Annotated in this window: 20 protein-coding genes; 18 read left to right on the top strand and 2 right to left on the bottom strand. The window is 38.6% G+C overall.

The genetic code is table 11. The features are described 5' to 3' along the window. Positions 1–17: 17 nt before the first annotated feature. Complete coding sequence (locus AC4NPH_RS21715) at positions 18–554, bottom strand: flavodoxin family protein (protein ID WP_013059742.1); 537 nt, start codon at positions 552–554, stop codon at positions 18–20. Between the two features lie 341 nt (positions 555–895). Between AC4NPH_RS21715 and ftsE the strand changes: the two genes are divergently transcribed. The 8 genes from ftsE to pruA all read left to right on the top strand — a co-directional run bounded on the left by ftsE (position 896) and on the right by pruA (position 9,877). After that, complete coding sequence (gene ftsE / locus AC4NPH_RS21710) at positions 896–1,582, top strand: cell division ATP-binding protein FtsE (protein ID WP_013059741.1); 687 nt, start codon at positions 896–898, stop codon at positions 1,580–1,582. Then, complete coding sequence (gene ftsX, locus AC4NPH_RS21705) at positions 1,572–2,462, top strand: permease-like cell division protein FtsX (RefSeq protein WP_014457813.1); 891 nt, start codon at positions 1,572–1,574, stop codon at positions 2,460–2,462. The genes ftsE and ftsX overlap by 11 nt, the downstream gene beginning before the upstream one ends. Positions 2,463–2,622: 160 nt before the next feature. After that, positions 2,623–3,831, top strand: a complete 1,209-nt coding sequence (locus AC4NPH_RS21700; protein WP_055991620.1) for a murein hydrolase activator EnvC family protein — start codon at positions 2,623–2,625, stop codon at positions 3,829–3,831. A 173-nt stretch (positions 3,832–4,004) separates the two neighbouring features. Then, positions 4,005–5,444 (top strand): S41 family peptidase, encoded by a 1,440-nt coding sequence (locus AC4NPH_RS21695; protein ID WP_013059738.1) that lies wholly within the window; start codon positions 4,005–4,007, stop codon positions 5,442–5,444. A 162-nt stretch (positions 5,445–5,606) separates the two neighbouring features. Beyond that, the gene (locus AC4NPH_RS21690) at positions 5,607–6,797 is read left to right on the top strand and encodes a PDZ domain-containing protein (protein ID WP_013059737.1); all 1,191 of its coding nucleotides are present in this window, start codon (positions 5,607–5,609) and stop codon (positions 6,795–6,797) included. Positions 6,798–6,823: 26 nt separating this feature from the next. Next, the gene (locus tag AC4NPH_RS21685; RefSeq protein WP_013059736.1) at positions 6,824–7,048 is read left to right on the top strand and encodes a DUF2198 family protein; all 225 of its coding nucleotides are present in this window, start codon (positions 6,824–6,826) and stop codon (positions 7,046–7,048) included. Between the two features lie 315 nt (positions 7,049–7,363). Further along, positions 7,364–8,278 (top strand): proline dehydrogenase family protein, encoded by a 915-nt coding sequence (locus AC4NPH_RS21680; RefSeq protein ID WP_098314874.1) that lies wholly within the window; start codon positions 7,364–7,366, stop codon positions 8,276–8,278. 27 nt (positions 8,279–8,305) lie between these two features. Continuing rightward, positions 8,306–9,877 (top strand): L-glutamate gamma-semialdehyde dehydrogenase, encoded by a 1,572-nt coding sequence (gene pruA / locus AC4NPH_RS21675; protein ID WP_098314875.1) that lies wholly within the window; start codon positions 8,306–8,308, stop codon positions 9,875–9,877. Between the two features lie 65 nt (positions 9,878–9,942). Here pruA and AC4NPH_RS21670 read toward each other — a convergent pair whose 3' ends face one another. Continuing rightward, entirely contained in the window at positions 9,943–11,604 is a 1,662-nt protein-coding gene (locus AC4NPH_RS21670) for a sigma-54 interaction domain-containing protein (protein WP_013059733.1), read from the bottom strand. A 335-nt stretch (positions 11,605–11,939) separates the two neighbouring features. Here AC4NPH_RS21670 and uvrB point away from each other — a divergent pair, with 335 nt between their 5' ends. The 10 genes from uvrB (at position 11,940) to AC4NPH_RS21620 (ending at position 22,144) form a co-directional block, all read left to right on the top strand. After that, positions 11,940–13,919, top strand: coding sequence for an excinuclease ABC subunit UvrB (uvrB, locus tag AC4NPH_RS21665; RefSeq protein WP_013059732.1), 1,980 nt, complete (start codon positions 11,940–11,942; stop codon positions 13,917–13,919). 6 nt (positions 13,920–13,925) lie between these two features. Next, complete coding sequence (gene uvrA / locus AC4NPH_RS21660) at positions 13,926–16,802, top strand: excinuclease ABC subunit UvrA (RefSeq protein ID WP_098314876.1); 2,877 nt, start codon at positions 13,926–13,928, stop codon at positions 16,800–16,802. Positions 16,803–16,889: 87 nt separating this feature from the next. Further along, positions 16,890–17,201, top strand: coding sequence for a hypothetical protein (locus AC4NPH_RS21655; protein ID WP_013059730.1), 312 nt, complete (start codon positions 16,890–16,892; stop codon positions 17,199–17,201). A 39-nt stretch (positions 17,202–17,240) separates the two neighbouring features. Beyond that, on the top strand, positions 17,241–18,332 hold the full coding sequence (locus AC4NPH_RS21650) for a DUF4097 family beta strand repeat-containing protein (protein WP_013059729.1): 1,092 nt from the start codon (positions 17,241–17,243) through the stop codon (positions 18,330–18,332). A gap of 41 nt (positions 18,333–18,373) precedes the next feature. Beyond that, positions 18,374–18,568 (top strand): PspC domain-containing protein, encoded by a 195-nt coding sequence (locus AC4NPH_RS21645; protein WP_013059728.1) that lies wholly within the window; start codon positions 18,374–18,376, stop codon positions 18,566–18,568. Between the two features lie 2 nt (positions 18,569–18,570). Beyond that, the gene (locus AC4NPH_RS21640) at positions 18,571–18,936 is read left to right on the top strand and encodes a phage holin family protein (RefSeq protein WP_013059727.1); all 366 of its coding nucleotides are present in this window, start codon (positions 18,571–18,573) and stop codon (positions 18,934–18,936) included. Positions 18,937–19,126: 190 nt separating this feature from the next. Next, positions 19,127–20,062, top strand: coding sequence for an HPr(Ser) kinase/phosphatase (gene hprK, locus AC4NPH_RS21635; RefSeq protein ID WP_013059726.1), 936 nt, complete (start codon positions 19,127–19,129; stop codon positions 20,060–20,062). A gap of 16 nt (positions 20,063–20,078) precedes the next feature. Continuing rightward, on the top strand, positions 20,079–20,912 hold the full coding sequence (gene lgt, locus AC4NPH_RS21630) for a prolipoprotein diacylglyceryl transferase (RefSeq protein ID WP_013059725.1): 834 nt from the start codon (positions 20,079–20,081) through the stop codon (positions 20,910–20,912). Positions 20,913–20,972: 60 nt separating this feature from the next. Continuing rightward, entirely contained in the window at positions 20,973–21,620 is a 648-nt protein-coding gene (gene ppaX / locus AC4NPH_RS21625) for a pyrophosphatase PpaX (RefSeq protein ID WP_013059724.1), read from the top strand. Continuing rightward, the gene (locus AC4NPH_RS21620; protein WP_013059723.1) at positions 21,617–22,144 is read left to right on the top strand and encodes an acyltransferase; all 528 of its coding nucleotides are present in this window, start codon (positions 21,617–21,619) and stop codon (positions 22,142–22,144) included. Before ppaX ends, AC4NPH_RS21620 begins: the two co-directional genes overlap by 4 nt. Positions 22,145–22,297: the final 153 nt, after the last annotated feature.

Raw genomic sequence — 22,297 nt, 5'->3', positions numbered from 1 at the left:
TCCGTCTTATTTTTGTGTTAAAACTGCTTTAATTTTTGGTTTAAGACAACGGCTTGCTGTTGAGCTTTGACATCTTTCGCTATGTCTCCAGGTGCATTTGCTTCTCCAATGATGTATCCGCTAAAAGAAGAGCCAATAAAATCGACAATGTATTGAAATTGCATAATAAGAGGAAGAGCCTTTACAGATGCGCCTGTGCCTCCTACTACTAATACATACACGCGCTTATTTTTCATTTGTTCTTTAAAGTTGATTGTCGAATCTCTAAGACTTTCAGACCAACGATCCACAAAGTTCTTCATTAATCCGCTCATACCGTACCAGTAAAGAGGCGTAACAAATAAAATAGTGTCATGCGCTGCCATCTTTTTCGCTATATCATAATAATCATCTTGTTGATTGGTAAACCCAAGTTCATCGTGACGCATATCAGTAATGGGGTGAATGGTATGCTGACGTAAGTAAACTTCTTCAGTATCAATGCCACTTAAGACTGCTTTAGCCAATTCTTCCGTATTTCCATTTTCTCGTGAACTTCCATAAATGGTGATCATGCTATCTCTCCTCATCTTTTTTCTTATTTATCATACCTTGTTTGTACAAAAGTAGACATAAATGTGCTCTGCCTAACGATATTCATAAGAAGCAAATAAACAGTAAAAAATAACAAAATTAAAAATAAGGATAAATTCTCATACCTTACTAAAAATATCCTACTTATGTCATATTTGAAATAAAAATGTAATATTTTTGGGGCTTATTTTCACGAAGAGTGATGTTATAATGAGAAAGCGCGTGAGAAGAGTCGAATTTTTGGTTTGAATTGTAGAGTTTTGTCGTATTTTGACAAGTTTTACATAGTATTAAAATAACACACTTGATTAGGTGATTACTTATGATTGAAATGCAAAATGTATATAAAACGTATCCGAACGGTGTAAAAGCAATCAATGGCATTAGCATCAAGATTAATCAAGGTGAGTTTGCTTATATCGTAGGACCAAGTGGAGCAGGAAAATCCACTTTTATTAAAATGATGTATCGTGAAGAAAAGCCTTCTTCAGGAAATATCATTGTAAACGGTGCAAATGTAGCAAAAATAAAAGATAGCAAAGTTCCTATCTTTAGACGTCATATTGGTGTAGTCTTTCAGGATTTCAAGCTGCTTCCAAAATTAACGGTCTATGAAAACATTGCTTTTGCACTAGAAGTAATTGAGCAAAGTCCCGAAGAAATTAAAAAGCGAGTGCTAGAGGTGCTAGAGCTTGTTAAGTTAAAGGGTAAAATGGATTCTTTCCCTGATGAACTATCTGGAGGAGAGCAGCAGCGTGTGTCTATTGCGCGTTCAATTGTGAATAGTCCTAAGGTTGTCATCGCCGACGAACCGACAGGGAATCTTGATCCGGAGACTTCGTGGGAAATCATGGATATCTTTGAGGAGATTAATAAACGCGGTACGACTATTTTAATGGCAACGCATAACCGTGAAATTGTAAATGCAATTCGAAAGCGCGTAATTGCGATTGAAAATGGAAATGTTGTGCGCGATGAAGTAAGAGGTGAATACGGATATGAAGGCTAGGACATTCGGTCGCCACTTACGTGAAGGATCTAAAAGTTTAGGAAGAAACGGTTGGATGACATTCGCATCTGCAAGTGCTGTTACCGTGACGCTCTTGCTTGTAGGCGTATTTTTTATGTTGATGATGAATTTAAACCACATTGCTAAATTGATTGAAAATGATGTGGAAATTCGCGTTCACGTTGATGCTGCAGCGACAGCAGATGATCGAAAAGCAATGAAAGAAAAGCTAGATGCAATTAAGCAAGTTGATACGGTGACGTTTTCTTCTAAAGATAAAGAGTTAAAAGATTTAATTAATAGTATGGGTGATGAAGGACAAGCTTTTGAACCGTTTGAACAGCAAAACCCATTAAATGATGTATTTGTTGTTAAAACAAAAGAGCCGACTGATGTCGCAAAAGTAGCTAAACAAATTGAGAAATATCCGTATGCAGCAAAAGTTCAATACGGACAAGATCAAGTTGAAAAGTTATTTAAAGTGCTGAAAGTAGCTCGTAATATCGGAGTAGTGCTGATTTTAGGGCTTCTATTTACAGCAATGTTTCTAATTTCAAATACAATTAAAATTACGATTGTAGCTCGCCGTGAAGAGATTGAAATTATGCGCTTAGTTGGAGCCACAAACTCCTTTATTCGCTGGCCGTTCTTTATTGAAGGTCTGTTTTTAGGAGTGCTTGGTTCTATTGTGCCAATTGCAGTTATTATCGGTGTGTACAGCGTTTTATATAATGAAGTTCAACCTAAGTTTGATGGATTCTTCGAACTTTTACCTGCCTTTCCATTCGTGCTTCAAGTGTCGCTATTATTACTAGTGATCGGCGGTCTAATTGGGATGTGGGGAAGTACATTATCCATCCGTAAGTTCTTGCGAAAATAAGAATAGATTTTTAACATAATAGATTACAACAACCTCACATTTGATGCTTATCAAATGTGAGGTTGTTGTGTAATTACACATAAAAATAGAAAAAAGTGCTAATGGGGGTCTTGCTAATGCCCGTTTATACGGGGAAATATGTGCAGATGGGGAGAAACACATGACACGTAAGACATTAGTAATGACAGCAGCAGTTTTAGTTGGACTAAGTGCGGCTTGGATAGGTAATGAAAAAATTGCTTATGCACAAAGTGCCAGCACTACTAAACTCAGTAATTTAGAGAAAAAAAGTGATGATGTGAACCAAAATATTAATCAAAATAAAGAGAAATTAAAAGAGGTTCAAGAAAAGCAAAAAAACGAAGAAGCTGAGATCGCGCGCTTGGATTCAGAAGTCGGACAAACGAATGCAGATATCCGCAGCCGTGAATCTGAAGTAGAAAAAGCAAAGCAAGACATCGAAAAGGTGAAAAGCGAGATTGACGTTGTAAAAAAACGAATTGACAAACGAAATGAGCTATTAAAAAAACGTGCTCGTGCTTTACAGGAAAATGGCGGGTCTGTGGATTACATAGATGTACTGCTAGGCTCTGAAAGCTTCGGAGACTTTATTAGCAGAGTGAGTGCGGTTTCGACAATTGTAGGGGCTGACCGCGATTTGTTAATGCAGCATGAAGCTGATAAAAAGGCAAAAGAAGAGAAAGAAACAAAAGTTCAAAACAAGCTAACGGAAGTAAATCAAGCGCTTGAAGAACTTAAAAATCTTCGTGCGCAGTTGCAAAAACAAGTGGATGAAAAGAATCAGCTCATGCAAACGCTCAAAGATCAGGAAAAAGAATTTAATGAAGAAGCCGTTGGATTAGAAGAGAAAGCTTCTATTTTAGCTGATCAAAAAAATGCAGCACAAGCTCAACAGCAAGAAATTGAAAAAGCCGGGGCAACAGAGGAGGCACCCCCTGTTACAAGCGGGTCGTTTATGAGGCCGGCAAAGGGCCCGGTAACATCTCATTTTGGGTATCGAGAAACGTTTGGAAGAGGACACTACGGTATTGATATTGGAAAGCGAGGAGAAAGTGTGCCAGTTGTAGCCGCAGCAAGAGGAAAGGTAATTAGAGCATATCATTCTTCTTCTTTTGGTAATGCTGTATTTATTCGTCACAATGTAGAAGGTCAGACGTGGGTTACAGTTTATGCTCATTTAGAGAGCTACAGCGTCTCAAGCGGTCAATCTATCAATAAAGGTCAACAATTAGGTTATATAGGGAACACAGGACGTTCGTTTGGTGCTCACCTGCATTTTGAATTGCATAAAGGCGATTGGAAAGGCAAAAGTTCCGCTGTAAACCCTGAAAGTTATATTAAATTTTAAGTTCCTAGCATACGTGGTACAAGCTCAACATATAGTTTAACAAAAAGGCATCGCACTTGATTTGTGTGGTGCCTTTTGCTACAAATAACACATGCATCCTTTTTATTACATAGTTTTGGTTGTATCTATTATAATAAGAAGAGATGGCTTAAGGTTGAGGAGGATGAAAGAACTTGAATCGGAAAATCGTTGCACTATTAATGGCACTCTCCTTAGTTGTTGGAGCAGCAGGTACATATTTTGGCATTCAGTATGCAAATGCTGGAACGGTCAGTACCCCCCTTACAACTTCTTCAAATGATAGTAAAGTGGAAAAGGAAGAGCTAGACAAAATCAAGCAAGCTTATGAACTGATATCTTCAAAATATTACAAAGATGTAGATGACAAAAAATTATTAGATGGCGCAATCCAAGGAATGGTACAAACCTTAGGAGACCCTCACTCATCTTACATGGATAAGAAAACGGCACAGCAATTCACGCAGTCTCTTGATTCATCGTTTGAGGGAATTGGTGCTGAAGTAAGCATGGTAGATGGAAAAGTAACAATCGTAGCTCCGTTTAAACAATCTCCTGCGGAAAAAGCAGGATTAAAACCAAATGATCAGATTTTAAAGATCGATGGTAAAAGTATCGCGGGTCTGGAATTGAACGAAGCAGTATTAAAAATTCGCGGTAAAAAAGGCTCTACCGTGACATTAGATGTTCAACGACCAGGCGTGAAAGAAACGATGAAAGTAAAAGTTGTAAGAGATGAGATTCCAATTGAAACCGTCTATTCTTCTGTTAAAAATGTAAACAATAAAAAAATTGGCTACATGGAAATTACGTCATTCTCTGAGTCAACGGGAGACGAATTTACGAAACAGTTGAAAAAACTTGAAAATAAAAATATTGATGGCTTAGTTCTAGACGTTCGGGGAAATCCTGGTGGCTATTTAACGAGCGTTGAAAAAATGCTCGATAAATTAGTAACGAATAAAAAGCCATATATCCAAATTGAAGATCGTAACGGTGAACGTCAAAAAGTGGTTTCTTCAATGAAAAAGCAAAAGGATTATCCAATTGTGGCCTTGATTGATGGAGGAAGTGCATCCGCTTCTGAAATTCTTGCCGGGGCATTAAAAGAAGCAGGAGGATACAAGCTAGTCGGTGAAAAATCCTATGGAAAAGGAACGGTTCAACAAGCTGTTCCAATGGAAGACGGCAGTAATTTAAAACTAACGTTCTATAAATGGCTAACGCCTGATGGAAACTGGATTAACGAAAAAGGTATAAAACCAACGGTAGAAGTCAAACAGCCGGATTATTATTATGCAAATCCAATTCAAGTTGATAAAAAGCCATTAACACGTGATATGACAGGTGACCAAGTGAAGAATGCTCAAGTGATGCTAAAAGGCCTTGGCTTTGAACCTGGACGTACAGACGGATATTTTAGTAAAGAGACAGAAACAGCTGTAACTGCATTCCAAAAAGCCAATAAGCAAAAAGCTACAGGTGAAATCGATGAAGATACAGCAGCGCTTTTACAAACAAAACTTCTAGAAAAAATTAAATCAAAAGATGAAGATCGTCAGCTTCAAACGGCTTTAAAGCTAGCTAGTCAATAAGAAGTAGAAAAAGTTCCGTGCTTTTCCAAAGCACGGAACTTTTTTAGTAAAAACAACATTGTCGGTTAGTGATGCATTTTGATAAAATAAAGAAGCCTATGATACATAACAATCAATCGTAAATGTTGTAATAAAAATGTGAAAAATACAGGTGGTGAAAAAATGGATTTTGCATTAGAGCTCTTAAAAGGTATCGGGCGTTTGTTTTTGCATCCGTTAACGTATCTATTTCTGCTCGTCTCGTTTTTTGTAGGTCTTTCTCGCGTCAAGAGAGAGCGTCAGAATTTTCATGTTCGCGTGTTTGATTTTATTTTAGAAGCAAAATATTTATTTTTTCCAGGTATCATTATTGGGTTGATTTTATCCGTTGTTACCGTGTTGCTAGGTGTCTATGTATCTATAGGAATGATTGTGCTTGTAGCTGTTTTAACTTTTATCATAAGCGGCCCTTGGACGTTTAAATGGCTTTCTCCTTCTTACACCGTAGGACTGGCTGTGCTTGCAACCTTGGTTATTCCGGCATCTGGTTTCGGTGAAGGATTTATTCAAACGTGGTCTGTGCAAGCTCATAACGCAGATTTACCTTCTCTGACTATTTTAATGTCTCTGCTTGTATTAGCAGAAGGATATTTAATTTGGAAATTTGGAGCAAAAGGTACGTCTCCAGCCATTGTGAAAAGTAAAAGAGGGCAGGAAATTGGGGCTCATTACTCTCAAAAATTATGGGTTGTCCCGCTTTTTGTCTTAATTCCAGGCAGCGCCATTACGTCTGTGTTTCCATGGTGGCCTGTGTTATCTATTGACGGAACATCATTTAGCCTGTTTTTTGTTCCTTTTGCTATCGGTTTTTATCAGCGAATTCAAAGTATGGTGCCGTTTAAATCTATTGAATTTACCGGTAAGCGTGTATTAGCATTAGGCGTGGGATTAACGATCATTACGATTGCTGCTATTTTTTATCCTCTTGCCGCTGTAGCTGTTGTTATTCTAGCGATCATAGGAAGAGAGTGGATTCGTTTGCAGCAGCGTCGAAGCGATGAAAAGGCGCCCGCACTGTTTACTAAGCGTACACAAGGTTTGGTTGTATTAGGAATCATCCCTCATTCTCCGGCAGAGAAAATGGGTTTGAAAGTAGGAGAAGTGATTATTAAGGTAAATGGAATCGCTGTATCTGAGGTCCATAAATTTTATGAAGCATTACAAGTTAATAACCGTGCTTTTTGTAAGCTAGAAGTTATTGACGAAAATGGAGAAGTTCGCTTTACTCAGCGAGCATTGTATGACAACGAACATCATGAACTAGGTATTTTGTTTGTACACAATTATACAAAACGTGATTCACAAGCTGGTTAAAAGACGGATAAAAAGGAGAAATGTTTGTGGAAGTCAAAACGATTGCCGCAGTTTTTCTACCCGCCATATTGCTTGTTCTGTTTGCTAGAGTAACATATAACTTATATGTTGCCACAGCGCTAACGCTTTTGTTGATAGCTGTTTCTGTATATAAAGGGTACGCAGATTATCCGCTTATTATTTTAATAGATTTACTTTCAGCAGCCATCGGTTTTATATATGCAAAAAGCATGTTAGCTGCTGGAAAATAAAGATTGTTGCTTTGGTGATAAGTTAATCGCTTATTATTAAACTGTACAAAAAAGCTCTCTACACAACGTGGAGAGCTTTTTTATGTAAAAAAATGAGTTAGAACTTATAACAATATTGTTTCGGTTCATTTTATGAACGAGTATAATCAAATTAATTAGACAAATATGTTTATGTATAAAATATTTTAAACACTTGTGTATAAATCTATTTAAATAAGTGTACAGAAATGTGAGAAGGGTATAGAAAAATAAAATTATTAATCTGAAAATTTAGTTTATTTTTGATTTTTAAAAATAAAAGGAGGTTTAGGATTGATGGAAGTATTAATGAGAACGATGTTTCAGTCGCTTGGCAAAAATCATTCAATGAACAAATTAGCTAAAAAGTATGGATTGAGGATGGGGGCAGCTCGTTTTGTTGCTGGAGACTCAACCGAATCAGCAATTCAAACATCCAAGGAGCTTAACAATAGTGGGAAAGTTGTTACACTCGATCATTTAGGAGAATTTGTTTTTACAGAAGAGGAGGCCAGGTTGTCTAATGCCATGTGCATTCAGACACTAGAAGCCATTGCAGAATCGGGCGTTCAATCAAATTTATCATTAAAGATGACTTCTTTAGGATTGGATATTAGCAAAGAGCTTTGTATGGAAAATATGCGCAGAATTCTACACACGGCCAGGATGAATAATATTTTTGTTCGAATTGATATGGAAGACTACTTGCACTGCCAAATCTCCCTTGATATGTATAAAGAATTACGCAAAGAATTCGATAATGTTGGAATTGTGATTCAAGCGTATCTTTATCGTACAGAACAAGATATGAATGACTTACATCAATATCAAGCCAATTTACGTCTAGTAAAAGGAGCTTATAAAGAATCACCAGAAGTATCATTTCCGGAAAAGAAAGACGTAGATGAAAACTATAAAAAAATCATTAAAATGCATTTATTAAATGGGCACTATACAGCTGTAGCAAGTCATGATGAAGAAATGATTCAGTACACAAAACGATTAGTAAGAGAAAATGGTATTTCAAATGACCAATTTGAGTTCCAAATGCTTTATGGAATTTGTGTAGAGCTGCAGGACCGTCTAGTAAAAGAAGGATATAAAGTCAGGGTTTATGTTCCTTACGGCATTGATTGGTTTGGGTATTTCATGAGACGCCTAGCCGAACGTCCCGCCAACGTATGGTTTGTGCTGAAAAACTTCGCGAAATAAATTTCTAATTAAAGGAGACTGGTTGAAATGACAGTAAGTACAAAAAACTCAGTTTTTAAAAATGAACCGTTTACTGATTTTTTATTAGAAGAGAATAAACAAGCGATGCAAGCGGCGTTAGTGAAAGTGAAAAAAGAACTGGGACAAACGTATCCTCTCACGATTGGAAAAGATAAAATCTCAACAGAAGAAGTGATTGTCTCTACGAACCCGGGAAAGGTAGATGAAGGGATTGGTAGAGTAAGCCGTGGCACTAAAGCTTATGCTGAGCAGGCAATGCAAGAAGCGTTAGCAGCATTTCAATTATGGAAGAACGTCCCGCCTGCTGAACGTGCTGATTATTTATTCAAAGCAGCAGAGCTGATGAGAGAAAGAAAGTATGAATTTTCTGCCATGCTCGTTTATGAAGTGGGGAAAAACTGGGCAGAAGCTGATGCGGATACCGCGGAAGCTATTGACTTTATGGAATTTTATGCGCGAGAAATGATTCGTTTAAGTGAAACGAATCAGCATCAACCTTTAACGCCGGTAGAAGGTGAAACAACAGAGATGACGTATATTCCTTTAGGCGTAGGAGTAGTCATTTCACCTTTTAATTTTCCGCTTGCCATTATGGCTGGAACGACTGTAGCGGGAATTGTATCTGGAAATGCGGTTATTTTAAAGCCAGCTGATTCTGCACCGGTTATTGCTGCGAAATTTGTTCAATTAATGGAAGAAGTCGGTCTTCCGTCTGGTGTTCTGAATTTTATCCCTGGAGATGGCATAGAAGTTGGAGAATATTTAGTCGAACATCCTCAAACTCGTTTTATTTCTTTTACGGGATCAAGAGAAGTAGGATGTCGCATTTATGAACGTGCCTCAAAAGTACAGTCTGGACAAATTTGGCTGAAACGCGTCATTGCTGAAATGGGAGGAAAAGATGGCGTTGTGGTAGATGAAACGGCAGATTTAGATGCAGCAGCGCAAGCGATCGTAGTATCTGCGTTTGGATTTCAAGGACAAAAGTGTTCTGCTGGCTCTCGAGCGATTGTTGTAGAATCTGTTTATGAAGAGATTGCCCAAAAGGTAACCGCATTAACAAAAGAATTAACCGTCGGACTGCCTGAAGACAATCCTTCTATGGGGCCTGTTATTGATCAAAAAGCGTATGAAAAAGTATTAGCCTACATTGAAATTGGCAAAGAGGAAGGAAAGCTTATTGCCGGGGGAGCTAAAGCTCCTGGAAATGGCTACTATATAGAGCCTACAGTATTCAAAGATGTGGATTCAAAAGCACGAATTATGCAAGAAGAGATTTTTGGACCAGTCCTTGCGTTGACAAAAGTAGCTAACTGGGAAGAAGCCATTGAGATTTACAATGAAACTGACTACGGTTTGACGGGAGCTTTTTTCTCTGAAAACGAAGAGAGAATTCAAAGGGCGTTAGCTACTATGCACTGCGGTAACTTATATATTAACAAAAAATGTACAGGAGCATTAGTTGGCGTTCATCCTTTTGGAGGTTTTAATATGTCCGGAACGGACTCGAAAGCCGGAGGGGATGATTATCTTCTATTATTTACACAAGGGAAGATGACAGCGAGAAAACAGAAATAAGTTCAGTCTAAAGGAAATCAAAAAATTCGACACGAAGCTAAAGATGCTTGTGTCGAATTTTTTGATTAGTTTAATCCATATTCTTTGATTTTGTTATAAAGGGTGCCGCGTGAAATGCCAAGCAGATCTGCTGCTGCACTTTTGTTTCCATAGGTTTTTTGAAGAGTCTCTTCTATTAGCCTAGCTTCTTGAAGAGAATCTTCCTCTTTTTGAACTTCTGTGAAAGAACTTGCATCCTTCAGGTTGTCAGGAAGGTGCGTAAGGGTAATCAATGACTGATCACTTAGAAAAATCATTCGTTCAATCGTATTTCTCAGCTCGCGAATATTGCCTGGCCAGTCGTATTGCATAAAGGCTTCGAGAACTTCAGAGCTGATGAAAGGAGCCTTCTTTTTATACTTTTTACTAAATTCCTGTACAAATTGCTGAGTCAATGCTTCAATGTCTTCTTTATGGTCTCGAAGCGGCGGAATAATAATGTTGATGACGGTCAGCAAATAGTAAAGATTTTCATGGAATTCACCGGCTTTTAGCAACTCTTCCAAAGGCGTCGTGGTAGAGGCTACAATTCGGGTTTGGACTTGAATTTCTTCCGTGCCTCCAACGTGATAAAAGGATCGTTCTTCCAAGTAACGGAGAAACTTCACTTGAATTTCAAGAGGCATTTTATCAATTTCTTCAATAAATAACGTCCCGTTATGAGCCTGCTCCAGTTTTCCCGCAATGGTCGTTGGATCTTCTGAAAAGACATCTTTTTGATGACCAAAGAGCTCAATTTCCAGGAGTCCCGATGGAATAGTGGCGCAATTTAAAGATAAAAAAGGTTCTTTATGTTTGGATCCCCCGTAGTGGATGGCCTGAGCCAGCATTTCTTTCCCAGAACCAGGTTCTCCTGTTAATAAAATAGGCATATCTGTAGATGCCACTTTTTTGGCAATGTCAACGGCTTGCTTAATTTCAGGACTGATACCCGCGAAAGAAGAAAATGGATTATCTTTCGGAATGAGAAGAGACACATCAATTTCTTCATTTAATCTTACAATATTGGTAATGTCATGTTCAGTTGCGACTCCACCTATGACTCGATTGTTTCTTATAATAGGAGATGCATTGATGAGCACATGAGTTTGTTCATTAGGACGATGATACGTTCCGCGAACAGGGCGCCCTTCATTTAGAATCGTATGTAGAATGATGGATTCATCTTTGAAATGCTCTCCGATTTTTCTACCAATAATATCATCTCTCTGAATCTTATACGTATGTTCCGCAGCAGTATTCCACAAGATTACATTTCCTTCATTATCGACCGCTGTCACTGCATCATTAATGGTTTCTGCCAATGTATCAAAATAGGAAGCTAATATCTCATTTTGGCTATGCAAATGTGTAATCCACTGTGAAGGTGTTACAAGTCCTATTGTGGTTTCTTGGTTTTCTGCTTGAATGAGGACTGGTCTGTTCCAGTTTGTGTTGGCTTGTAAATTGGCTAACGTAGAAGTAGAAGATGAAGGCCAATTTGTATCCGCTATTACTTTCTTTATGGAAGATGCCCTGTCATGACCTGTTAAAAGGTATCGTTCATCTTTGTGTATTACATAAAAGGTACTTGCTGTGACTACAACGAAGTCATAGTTTGAAAGTTCAGATTTCACTTTAGCTAAAGAAGTTGATTCTTCAACTGTTGTAAAGGAGTTATTTATAAGAACTTGATCAACGCTTGCCATACTAAACCCCTCTCAGTACATATTTTTTATACTGTATCATAATTTAGAAATTGGCGCAAAAGCCTATCTTTTTCAAACAATAACGCAGCTTACTTTCTTTTGTTGCTTTCATCTAAAGAGTTGTATTCCCTTCGAAAAGGGTAGTATAAGAATTTAGTGGGTAATAAAGTAACAGGGTAAAAAATAAAAACAAACAAACACTATATAAGATTAATACTCATTAGTTTCATTTATGATTATAAAGTGATAAAATACGAATATCAGTTCGTGTTTTCGGTTTTTACATATCGTAATAAAAATAGATAAAACAAGAAAATAGAAACGGAGGCCTTCATTTGAAAGATCAGTTTGAATTAGTATCCCCATATCAACCGCAAGGTGATCAGCCAAAGGCAATTGAAAAGATCGTGAAAGGAATTAAAGAAGGTAAGCAGCATCAAGTTTTGTTAGGTGCTACAGGAACGGGAAAAACCTTTACCATGTCTAATGTTATTAAGGAAATAAATAAGCCGACACTAATTATGGCTCATAACAAAACGCTTGCTGGTCAATTGTACAGTGAGTTTAAAGAGTTTTTTCCTAATAATGCAGTCGAATACTTTGTCAGTTACTACGATTACTATCAGCCTGAAGCCTATGTACCTCAAACAGATACATTTATTGAAAAAGATGCGAGCATTAATGATGAAATTGATAAACTTCGTCACTCGGCAACTTCTTCTCTTTTTGAACGAAAAGATGTCATTATTATTGCCAGCGTATCCTGTATTTATGGCTTAGGGTCTCCGGAAGAATACAAAGAAATGGTCGTATCTCTTCGAGTAGGAATGGAAAAAGAGCGCAATCAGCTGCTTCGTACGCTAGTAGATGTACAGTACGAAAGAAATGATATTGACTTTAAGCGCGGAACGTTTCGCGTTCGCGGTGATGTTGTGGAGATTTTCCCTGTGTCTCGAGATGAACACTGTATTCGCGTCGAGTTTTTCGGCGATGAAATTGACCGCATCCGAGAAGTTGACGCTCTAACAGGAGAAATCATTGGTGATCGTGAACATGTAGCTATCTTCCCGGCATCTCACTTTGTCACGAGAGAAGAAAAAATGCGTGTTGCCATTCAAAATATTGAAAAAGAACTAGAAGAACAGCTAGAGAAGCTAAAAGAAGCAGGCAAGCTTTTAGAAGCGCAGCGCTTGGAGCAGCGCACGCGCTACGACCTAGAAATGATGAGAGAAATGGGCTTTTGTTCGGGAATCGAGAACTACTCTCGTCATTTAACGCTTCGTCCCGCTGGTTCTACACCTTATACATTGCTGGACTTCTTCCCGGAAGATTTCCTTCTTGTTGTGGATGAATCACACGTTACGATTCCTCAAGTTAGAGGAATGTACAATGGAGACCAAGCGCGTAAACAAGTGTTAGTGGACCATGGTTTCCGCTTGCCGTCCGCATTAGATAACCGCCCGCTTAAATTTGATGAATTTGAACAGCATATTAACCAAATTGTTCATGTTTCCGCAACACCAGGTCCTTATGAACTTGAGAAGGCACCTGATGTGATTGAACAAATTATCCGTCCAACGGGATTATTGGATCCAAATATTGAAGTTCGACCAATTGAAGGGCAGATTGATGATTTAATTGGAGAAATTCATGACCGGATTAAGCGAAATGAACGAGTACTCGTTACGACGTTAACAAAGAAAATGTCTGAGGATTTAACGAACTACTTAAAAGAAATCGGCATTAAAGTTCAATATCTTCACTCTGAAGTGAAGACGCTCGAGCGTATTGAAATTATCCGAGAGCTGCGGCTTGGAAAGTACGATGTGCTTGTAGGAATTAACTTACTTCGTGAAGGTTTAGATATTCCGGAAGTTTCGTTAGTAACCATATTAGACGCGGATAAAGAAGGATTCTTGCGTTCAGAACGATCGCTTATTCAAACCATCGGACGTGCTGCGCGAAATGCTAATGGACATGTCATTATGTATGCAGATCGCATCACAAACTCCATGGACATTGCTATCAATGAGACCAAGCGTCGTAGAAGTATTCAAGAAGCTTACAATGAAGAGCATGGTATTACACCAACAACGATTCAAAAAGAAGTTCGAGGCTCAATTCGTGCAACAGTAGTAGCAGAAGATACAGAAACGTATGAAGAAGCACCGGCATTTGATAAGCTCAACAAAAAAGAAAAAGCAAAGCTCGTAGAAGAAATGGAACAAGAAATGAAAGAAGCAGCCAAAGCGCTTAACTTTGAACGCGCAGCTGAGCTTCGTGACTTGATTCTAGAATTAAAAGCGGAAGGGTGACAAAACATGGCGATGGAAAAAATCGTGGTAAAAGGTGCACGAGCCCACAATTTGAAAAATATCGATATTGAAATCCCACGAGACAAATTAGTGGTGTTAACAGGGTTATCAGGTTCTGGTAAATCTTCTTTGGCTTTCGATACAATCTATGCAGAAGGACAAAGACGTTATGTCGAGTCGCTTTCGGCATATGCAAGACAGTTTTTAGGTCAAATGGATAAGCCAGATGTAGATTCGATCGAAGGATTGTCCCCTGCTATTTCAATCGATCAAAAAACAACGAGCCGAAACCCTCGTTCAACCGTCGGAACTGTGACGGAAATCTATGACTATTTACGCCTTTTGTTTGCTCGTGTAGGAAAGCCGATTTGTCCTAATCATGGAATTGAAATTACATCTCAAACGATTGAGCAAATGGTAGATAGAATTTTAGAATACCCTGAACGCACAAAACTTCAAGTACTGGCACCTGTGGTATCTGGACGAAAAGGTACCCATGTAAAAGTGTTAGAAGATATTAAAAAGGAAGGGTACGTTCGCATTCGAGTAGACGGAGAAATGCGTGAAATAACAGAAGAAATTGAACTGGAAAAAAACAAAAAGCACTCCATTGAAGTAGTGATTGATCGCGTTGTTGTAAAAGAAGGTGTAGCCGCTCGTTTGTCGGACTCTTTGGAATCAGCTCTTCGCCTTGGAGAAGGAAAAGTAATTATTGATGTGATAGGTGAAGAAGAACTGCTTTTTAGTGAGCATCATGCTTGTCCAAAATGTGGTTTCTCCATTGGAGAACTTGAGCCCCGCATGTTTTCATTTAATAGTCCGTACGGGGCGTGTCCAACGTGTGACGGGTTAGGAACGAAATTGGAAGTGGATAAAGATTTAGTTATTCCTAACTATGACTTAACGCTTCGTCAGCACGCAATTGCACCTTGGGAGCCAACAAGTTCTCAATACTATCCGCAGCTGCTTGAAGCCGTATGTACACATTACGGCATCGATATGGACGTGCCGGTGCGAGATATCCCGGAACATTTATTTGATAAAGTATTATATGGCAGCGGTAAAGAAAAAATTTACTTTCGCTATGAAAATGATTTTGGCCAAGTAAGAGAAAATTATATCGAATTTGAAGGCGTGCTTCGGAACGTAGAGCGCCGTTATCATGAAACAAGTTCAGATTATATCCGTGAGCAAATGGAAAAGTACATGGCTCAGCAAGCTTGTCCAAAATGTAAAGGAAATCGCTTAAAACGTGAAAGCTTAGCGGTGCTTATTGACGAAAAGCATATAGGAGATACAACCCGCTTCTCGGTAAAAGAAGCATATGATTTTTTTGAAAGTCTCAGCCTATCTGAAAAAGACATGAAGATTGCGGATATGATACTGCGTGAAATTCGTGAGCGTCTAAGCTTTCTCATTAACGTGGGACTTGATTACTTAACATTAAACCGCTCTGCTGGAACTCTCTCAGGAGGAGAAGCACAGCGGATTCGTTTAGCTACTCAAATTGGTTCTCGTTTGACGGGGGTTCTTTATATTTTAGATGAACCTTCTATCGGTCTTCATCAACGTGACAATGATCGCTTAATTCGCACGATGCAAGATATGCGCGATATTGGAAATACCTTGATTGTTGTAGAACATGACGAAGATACGATGATGGCAGCTGATTATTTAATTGATATCGGACCAGGAGCTGGCGTACACGGGGGTGCTGTTGTTTCTCAAGGTACGCCTCAGGAAGTGATGGAGGATGAAAACTCTTTAACGGGTCAATATCTATCAGGAGAGAAGTTTATTCCTCTTCCAGCGGAAAGACGGTCAATAGATAAAGATCGAATGATTGAAATTATAGGAGCAAAAGAAAACAATTTAAAAAATGTAAAAGCAAAGCTTCCGTTAGGTATGTTCACGGCTGTTACAGGTGTATCTGGATCAGGTAAGAGTACGCTGGTAAATGATATCCTTCATAAATCATTGGCGCAAAAGCTGCATAAAGCAAAAAGTAAAGCAGGAGAACATAAAGAAATCAAAGGCATTGAACACTTAGATAAAGTCATTGATATTGATCAGTCTCCCATAGGCCGTACGCCTCGTTCGAACCCTGCAACGTATACAGGTGTATTCGATGACATCCGAGATGTATTTGCCCAAACAAACGAAGCAAAAGTGCGTGGATATAAAAAAGGTCGTTTTAGCTTTAACGTGAAAGGCGGCCGCTGTGAAGCTTGTCGAGGAGACGGTATTATTAAAATTGAAATGCATTTCTTGCCAGATGTATACGTCCCTTGTGAAGTCTGCCACGGCAAACGATACAACCGTGAAACTTTAGAAGTGAAATACAAAGATCAAAACATTTCAGATGTATTGGATATGACCGTTGAAGACGCGCTTCACTTCTTTGAAAACATTCCAAAGATTAAGCGCAAGCTGCAGACAATTTACGATGTAGGACTTGGCTATATCACGCTTGGACAGCCGGCTACTACTTTATCTGGTGGAGAGGCACAGCGTGTAAAGTTAGCTTCAGAGCTTCACCGCCGCTCAACAGGAAGAACGCTGTACATTTTAGACGAACCGACTACCGGTCTTCATGTCGATGATATTGCACGATTATTAAAAGTGCTCCAGCGTTTAGTTGAAAATGGAGATACGGTTCTAGTGATCGAACATAATTTAGACGTCATCAAAGCTGCTGATTACCTGCTTGATTTAGGGCCTGAAGGTGGAGATAAAGGCGGACAAATTGTGGCTGCGGGTACGCCAGAAGAAGTGTCAAAAGTAAAAGAATCCTATACGGGTCATTATTTGAAGCCAATTTTAGAACGTGACCGTAAGCGTATGGAGAAAAAAGTTGAAAAAGCAGAGGCATTAACTCGTTAAAAGACACCAGCATTGGTGTCTTTTTTATAAAGAATGAAACTTTTTAACTCATTAAACCGTAATACATGATATAAGGAGCTGATTATTATGGAAGGAAATCGCATACTATCTTCCTTAAATTATTTTAGCGTTTTCTTTGCACCATTTTTATTACCTATTATTATTTATTTTGTTGTTCATAACATAGAAGTAAAGAAACATGCAAAAACTGCATTTTTGTCACATTTATTACCTATCGCTACAGCGATCTTATTCTTATTTTTCTTGCTTCCTGCTCTTACTGGCTCTAGTGGAACGGTATTTATTCTTTTAATTGTAGCTTTAGTTGTTGTTTCTTTAGTTAATGTTGTTGTGTTTGTATGGAATATTGTAAAAGGGATACAAATATTAAGCAGATAGAAAGTTAAATGACTAAAACGTAAAGAGGAGATGGAACGTATGAGTGAAAAGCGCAAACAAATTTTACAGATGGTAGAAGAAGGGAAACTTAGCGTGGATGAGGCTTTAACTTTGCTAAATTCACTGGAAAAAGACTCAGCTAATGATTCTTCCTATGCTACGCCTGATAAAGCTGAGCTATCCCCTTATGTAGGAGGAAAACAGAAAAAAACGTACGCTTCTAAATCATCTCAAAGCTCTTTAAAGGAAAAATTATTTACATTTGTAGATCAAACGGTAAAAAAAGTAAAAGAAGGAGATTTAGATTTTAACTTTGGGCCTTCGATTGACGTTCAGCACATCTTTCAACAATCAGAAGCATATATTCAAGAGATTGACGTAGATTTAGCAAATGGAAGCGTCCAACTCCGCCCTTGGGGAAGTACAGAAGTACGAATAGAATGTGAAGCTGCTATCTACAAAGTAGAGAATTCGGATGAAGCGCGCCGCACTTTCTTGCAGCATACGGCATTTTCCATTGAAAATGGCAAATTGCGCTTTGCAATTCAGCAAAAACAAATGAAGGTGAAGGCGATTATTTATATTCCAGAAATGGAATATGAACGCGTCAAGCTCCGTATGTTTAATGGTTCAATCGATGGGGAAAGACTAAGCGTACGAGACCTGAAAGCCAAAACAGCTAATGGTACCATCCGCTTTTACGATGTGAATAGCCATTCTCTTGAAATGGAGACATCAAATGGGCATATGGAACTTTCTCGAATACTCGCTTCAAAATGTGAGCTTGAAACAATCAATGGAACGGTTAAATTTGATGGGGACACAAAGAAAATTGACGTTCAAACATTTAACGGAGATATTGATACGTATTTAAAAGGAGAGCGCATTGAAAAAGCATTTTTCAAAACGACTACGGGGAGCATTACGCTCTATACGCCGCCCCACCTCTCCGTTGATGGAGATTTGAAATCTAACTTTGGGAATTTTACATGTACACTTCCTGAGATGGAAATAGTAGATGAGAAAAAAGAAACGGTGATGAAACAACTTCGTTTCAAAGCCAATATCGCTTCGCCTAAAGGCTATAAATTGTTAGCTGAATCCAAAACGGGCTCAATTGTTATAAAATAGAAAACGCTTGGTTTAGTAAAAAAGCAAAGGAGATGATTAACGTGCGAAAGTTGTATCGTTCGCGAACAAATCGCAAGCTTGCGGGTGTTATCGGCGGTATTTCTCAGTATATCGGAATAGATGCTTCACTACTGCGCGTATTGTTTATCATCAGTTTATTTTTTACAGTAGGTACCCCGGTCATTTTATATATGATTTTTGTGTTTTTAGTTCCAAATGAAGAAGGAGATTTCTAAAAATGTTATTGCGTGGAATCATTAGTATTTTAATCAATGCCCTCGTATTAATCGTAATCGCAGGTTATATTGACACCTTTCACTTGGAATCAGTCAGTGCAGCTATTATCGCGAGCTTGATTCTATCGATTTTGAATGTGTTTGTTAAGCCGATTTTAATTTTACTTACCCTGCCGGTGACATTTCTTACGCTTGGCCTATTCTTATTCGTTATTAATGCCATTACGCTGATGATTACACAAAGTGTTATGGGAGATTCTTTTAATATTGACGGGTTTGGTACAGCGCTTTTAGCCTCGGTAATCATGTCGCTTTTAAATGCGCTTATTCAACGAGTGATTGTTGAACCGCTTCAAAATAGAAGATAACTTTCTTGCAATATTTAATTTTCTAAAAAAGATGGTAAGGCGATGCAGCCTATGCCATCTTTTTTTCTTTTCTTTCCGTATTAATGATAAAATAAAGTGGCTAGTAGAACCAAACGCGACATAAAAGCGAGAGTTGGATATACTGTAGACATGAACAGGTATATGACTGTTCATAAAAGGAGGATGCACGGTGGTTAAAGTACGTACAAAAGACATCATTGAGAAATTTAAATTAGAGCTTATTAGCGGAGAAGAAGGAATCGACCGTCCTATTTCAACGAGTGATATTTCACGTCCAGGTATTGAAATGGCAGGTTATTTTACATATTACCCAGCGGAACGTATCCAGCTGTTAGGTAAAACAGAACTATCATTTTTTAAACAGTTAGATGATGAACAAAAAAAAGTTCGAATGGAAAAGATGTGTACAGATATCACGCCGGCTATCATCGTTTCGCGTGAAATGGATGTACCGAAAGAACTTATTGAAGCTTCAGAGCGTGAGTCAGTTCCTGTGCTGCGTTCAAGCTTTAAAACAACGCGACTTTCCAGCCATTTAACGAATTTTCTTGAAAGCCGGCTAGCACCTACTACTGCCCTGCACGGCGTATTAGTTGATATATACGGAATTGGTGTATTAATCATGGGAAAAAGCGGCGTTGGTAAAAGTGAAACAGCTCTAGAGCTTGTTAAGAGGGGACATCGCCTAGTAGCCGATGACTGTGTGGAAATCCGTCAAGAAGACCAAGACACGCTTGTAGGAAATGCGCCTGGTTTAATCGAGCATTTGCTTGAAATTCGAGGACTAGGGATCATCAATGTGATGACGCTATTCGGCGCAGGAGCTGTACGAAGCTATAAGCGAATTTCACTTGTTATTCAGTTAGAGACATGGGATCAGCAGAAACATTATGATCGCCTTGGTTTAGAAGAAGATAAAATGAAAATCATTGATACAGACGTTACAAAAATTACATTGCCAGTACGTCCGGGACGAAACTTAGCTGTTATCATTGAAGTGGCAGCAATGAACTTCCGCTTAAAGCGTATGGGTATTAACGCAGCAGAACAATTTTCTGCACGCCTAACAGATGTAATTGAAGAAGGAGATCGTGAAGATTTATAAGAAAGGGTGTTAACTTGTGGAAGCAACTATTCAGCCGTTAGATCGCGTTTTCCTTGAAATTGGCCCTCTAACGGTCTACTGGTACGGCGTAATTATCGGTGCAGGTGTTCTATTAGGTCTTTATATTGCGACAAGAGAAAGCGTAAGAAGAGGCTTATCAAAAGATACATTTGTTGATCTTATCTTATTTGCTGTGCCAATAGCTATTATTTGTGCGCGAATTTATTATGTATCCTTTGAATGGGGATACTATTCAAAGCATTTAAATGAAATACCTCAGGTTTGGCAAGGTGGGATTGCCATTCATGGAGGCTTAATCGGAGGCGTATTAACTGCCATTGTGTATTCGAAAGTAAAAAAGATTTCATTTTGGAAGTTGGCTGATATTGCTGCGCCTAGTTTAATCCTTGGCCAAGCCATTGGGCGCTGGGGCAACTTTATGAATCAAGAGGCACATGGGGGGCCGGTTACCCGTGCTTTTTTAGAAGGGTTACACCTTCCAAATTTCATTATTAACCAAATGTATATTAACGGTACATATTATCATCCTACGTTTTTATACGAATCATTATGGGATTTTGCTGGATTTATCCTGTTGATGGTACTTCGCCGCACCAGTCTGCGAAAAGGAGAAATTTTCTTATCTTATTTAATCTGGTACTCAGTTGGACGCTTCTTTGTAGAAGGGCTTCGCACGGATAGCTTAATGCTGACGCATACACTCAGAATCGCTCAAGTTGTTTCACTTGCACTGATTGTAATAGCCATTATTTTAATTATTATCCGCCGCGTGACGGGAATGAGTAAACAGAAATACTTAGAGAATGAAGAAGAACAATCTAAGGCGTAAATGAAGAAAAGCTACAAGGTTTACACAAACTTGATTTGACGCAAGGGAAGGAAATGAATAATGACGATTAATACGGTTTTGTTTGATTTAGACGGTACGCTAATTGATACAAATGAATTAATTATTGCCTCTTTTACTCATACGCTTAATCACTATTATCCTGAACAATATACTCGTGAAGATATTTTACAGTTTATGGGACCTCCTTTATACGACACGTTTGTAGAAATGGATAAAACGAAAGTAAACGAAATGATTGAGATGTATCGCACGCATAATCTAGCCAATCACGATTTGCTTGTTAAAGAATTTGAAGGCGTACTTGAAACAGTTAAATGGCTGCACGAGCAGGATTATAAATTAGGTATTGTCACAACAAAGCAAAGAAATACGGTCATGATGGGGCTTAAGTTAACAAAGTTAGATCAGTTCTTTGATACGATTGTCGCAATTGAAGACGTGACAAATGCAAAGCCGCATCCTGAGCCAGTAGAAAAAGCACTGAAGCTGCTTAATGCTAAACCTGAAGAAGCGCTGATGGTGGGAGATAACCATCATGACATCGTTTCTGGCCAAAGAGCTTATACGAAAACAGCTGGAGTTGCTTGGAGTGCAAAAGGAAGAGATCATATCGCTTCTTATAATCCTGATATTATTTTAGAAAATATGACGGATTTAATTGATATATTAAAAGGAGAACGTCAGTGAGAAAAACGACGCGCTATCCGGTTAAAGGAGCTAATTCCCTTTGGCATGTCTATAAGACCGTGCCTTTTTGGAAAGTAGTGCGCAACTTCCTAATCATTCAATGCGCTCGCTATACGCCTTTTCTTTCGATGAAAAACTGGCTGTACAAAGCGTGCTTAGGGATGAAAGTAGGACCTCAAACATCCTTTGCCCTTATGGTGATGCTCGATATTATGTTTCCTGAAAAAATACAAGTAGGACGCAATACGGTTATCGGATACAATACAACTATTCTCGCTCATGAATATCTGATAACGGAATATCGTCTTGGAGATGTCATCATTGGGGATGAAGTGATGATTGGAGCAAATAGCACCATCCTTCCAGGCGTAACAATCGGCAACGAAGCGGTTGTAGCGGCTGGAACGGTGGTTCATAAAGATGTAGCACCCGGTTTCTTTGTTGGAGGTAACCCTATGCGTGTCATCTATACAAAAGAAGAAATGGAAAAGCGCAGGGAAGCAGAACCTAAAGCCACAACTTAGCAAGAACTAAGCTGTGGTTTTTTTTGTAAATTTGAACAGCTGGCGGTTGACGGCTGACTTTATCGGGTGTAAACTATCAATAACTTTAATTTGTTATTACGCTAATATATTAGCGTAATAAAGTAAAATCAACCTATCAATGGTTCCTTAATA

It is taken from the genome of Priestia sp. MDV22-iso46 (genome assembly GCF_058629175.1).
This window is presented reverse-complemented; position numbering and strand designations above follow the sequence as displayed.

Coding starts and splice junctions, on each gene's coding strand:
- AC4NPH_RS21715 (WP_013059742.1), bottom strand. CDS start 554: ATGATCACCATTTATGGAAGTTCACGAGAAAATGGAAATACGGAAGAA.
- ftsE (WP_013059741.1), top strand. CDS start 896: ATGATTGAAATGCAAAATGTATATAAAACGTATCCGAACGGTGTAAAA.
- ftsX (WP_014457813.1), top strand. CDS start 1,572: ATGAAGGCTAGGACATTCGGTCGCCACTTACGTGAAGGATCTAAAAGT.
- AC4NPH_RS21700 (WP_055991620.1), top strand. CDS start 2,623: ATGACACGTAAGACATTAGTAATGACAGCAGCAGTTTTAGTTGGACTA.
- AC4NPH_RS21690 (WP_013059737.1), top strand. CDS start 5,607: ATGGATTTTGCATTAGAGCTCTTAAAAGGTATCGGGCGTTTGTTTTTG.
- AC4NPH_RS21680 (WP_098314874.1), top strand. CDS start 7,364: ATGGAAGTATTAATGAGAACGATGTTTCAGTCGCTTGGCAAAAATCAT.
- pruA (WP_098314875.1), top strand. CDS start 8,306: ATGACAGTAAGTACAAAAAACTCAGTTTTTAAAAATGAACCGTTTACT.
- AC4NPH_RS21670 (WP_013059733.1), bottom strand. CDS start 11,604: ATGGCAAGCGTTGATCAAGTTCTTATAAATAACTCCTTTACAACAGTT.
- uvrA (WP_098314876.1), top strand. CDS start 13,926: ATGGCGATGGAAAAAATCGTGGTAAAAGGTGCACGAGCCCACAATTTG.
- AC4NPH_RS21655 (WP_013059730.1), top strand. CDS start 16,890: ATGGAAGGAAATCGCATACTATCTTCCTTAAATTATTTTAGCGTTTTC.
- AC4NPH_RS21650 (WP_013059729.1), top strand. CDS start 17,241: ATGAGTGAAAAGCGCAAACAAATTTTACAGATGGTAGAAGAAGGGAAA.
- AC4NPH_RS21640 (WP_013059727.1), top strand. CDS start 18,571: ATGTTATTGCGTGGAATCATTAGTATTTTAATCAATGCCCTCGTATTA.
- ppaX (WP_013059724.1), top strand. CDS start 20,973: ATGACGATTAATACGGTTTTGTTTGATTTAGACGGTACGCTAATTGAT.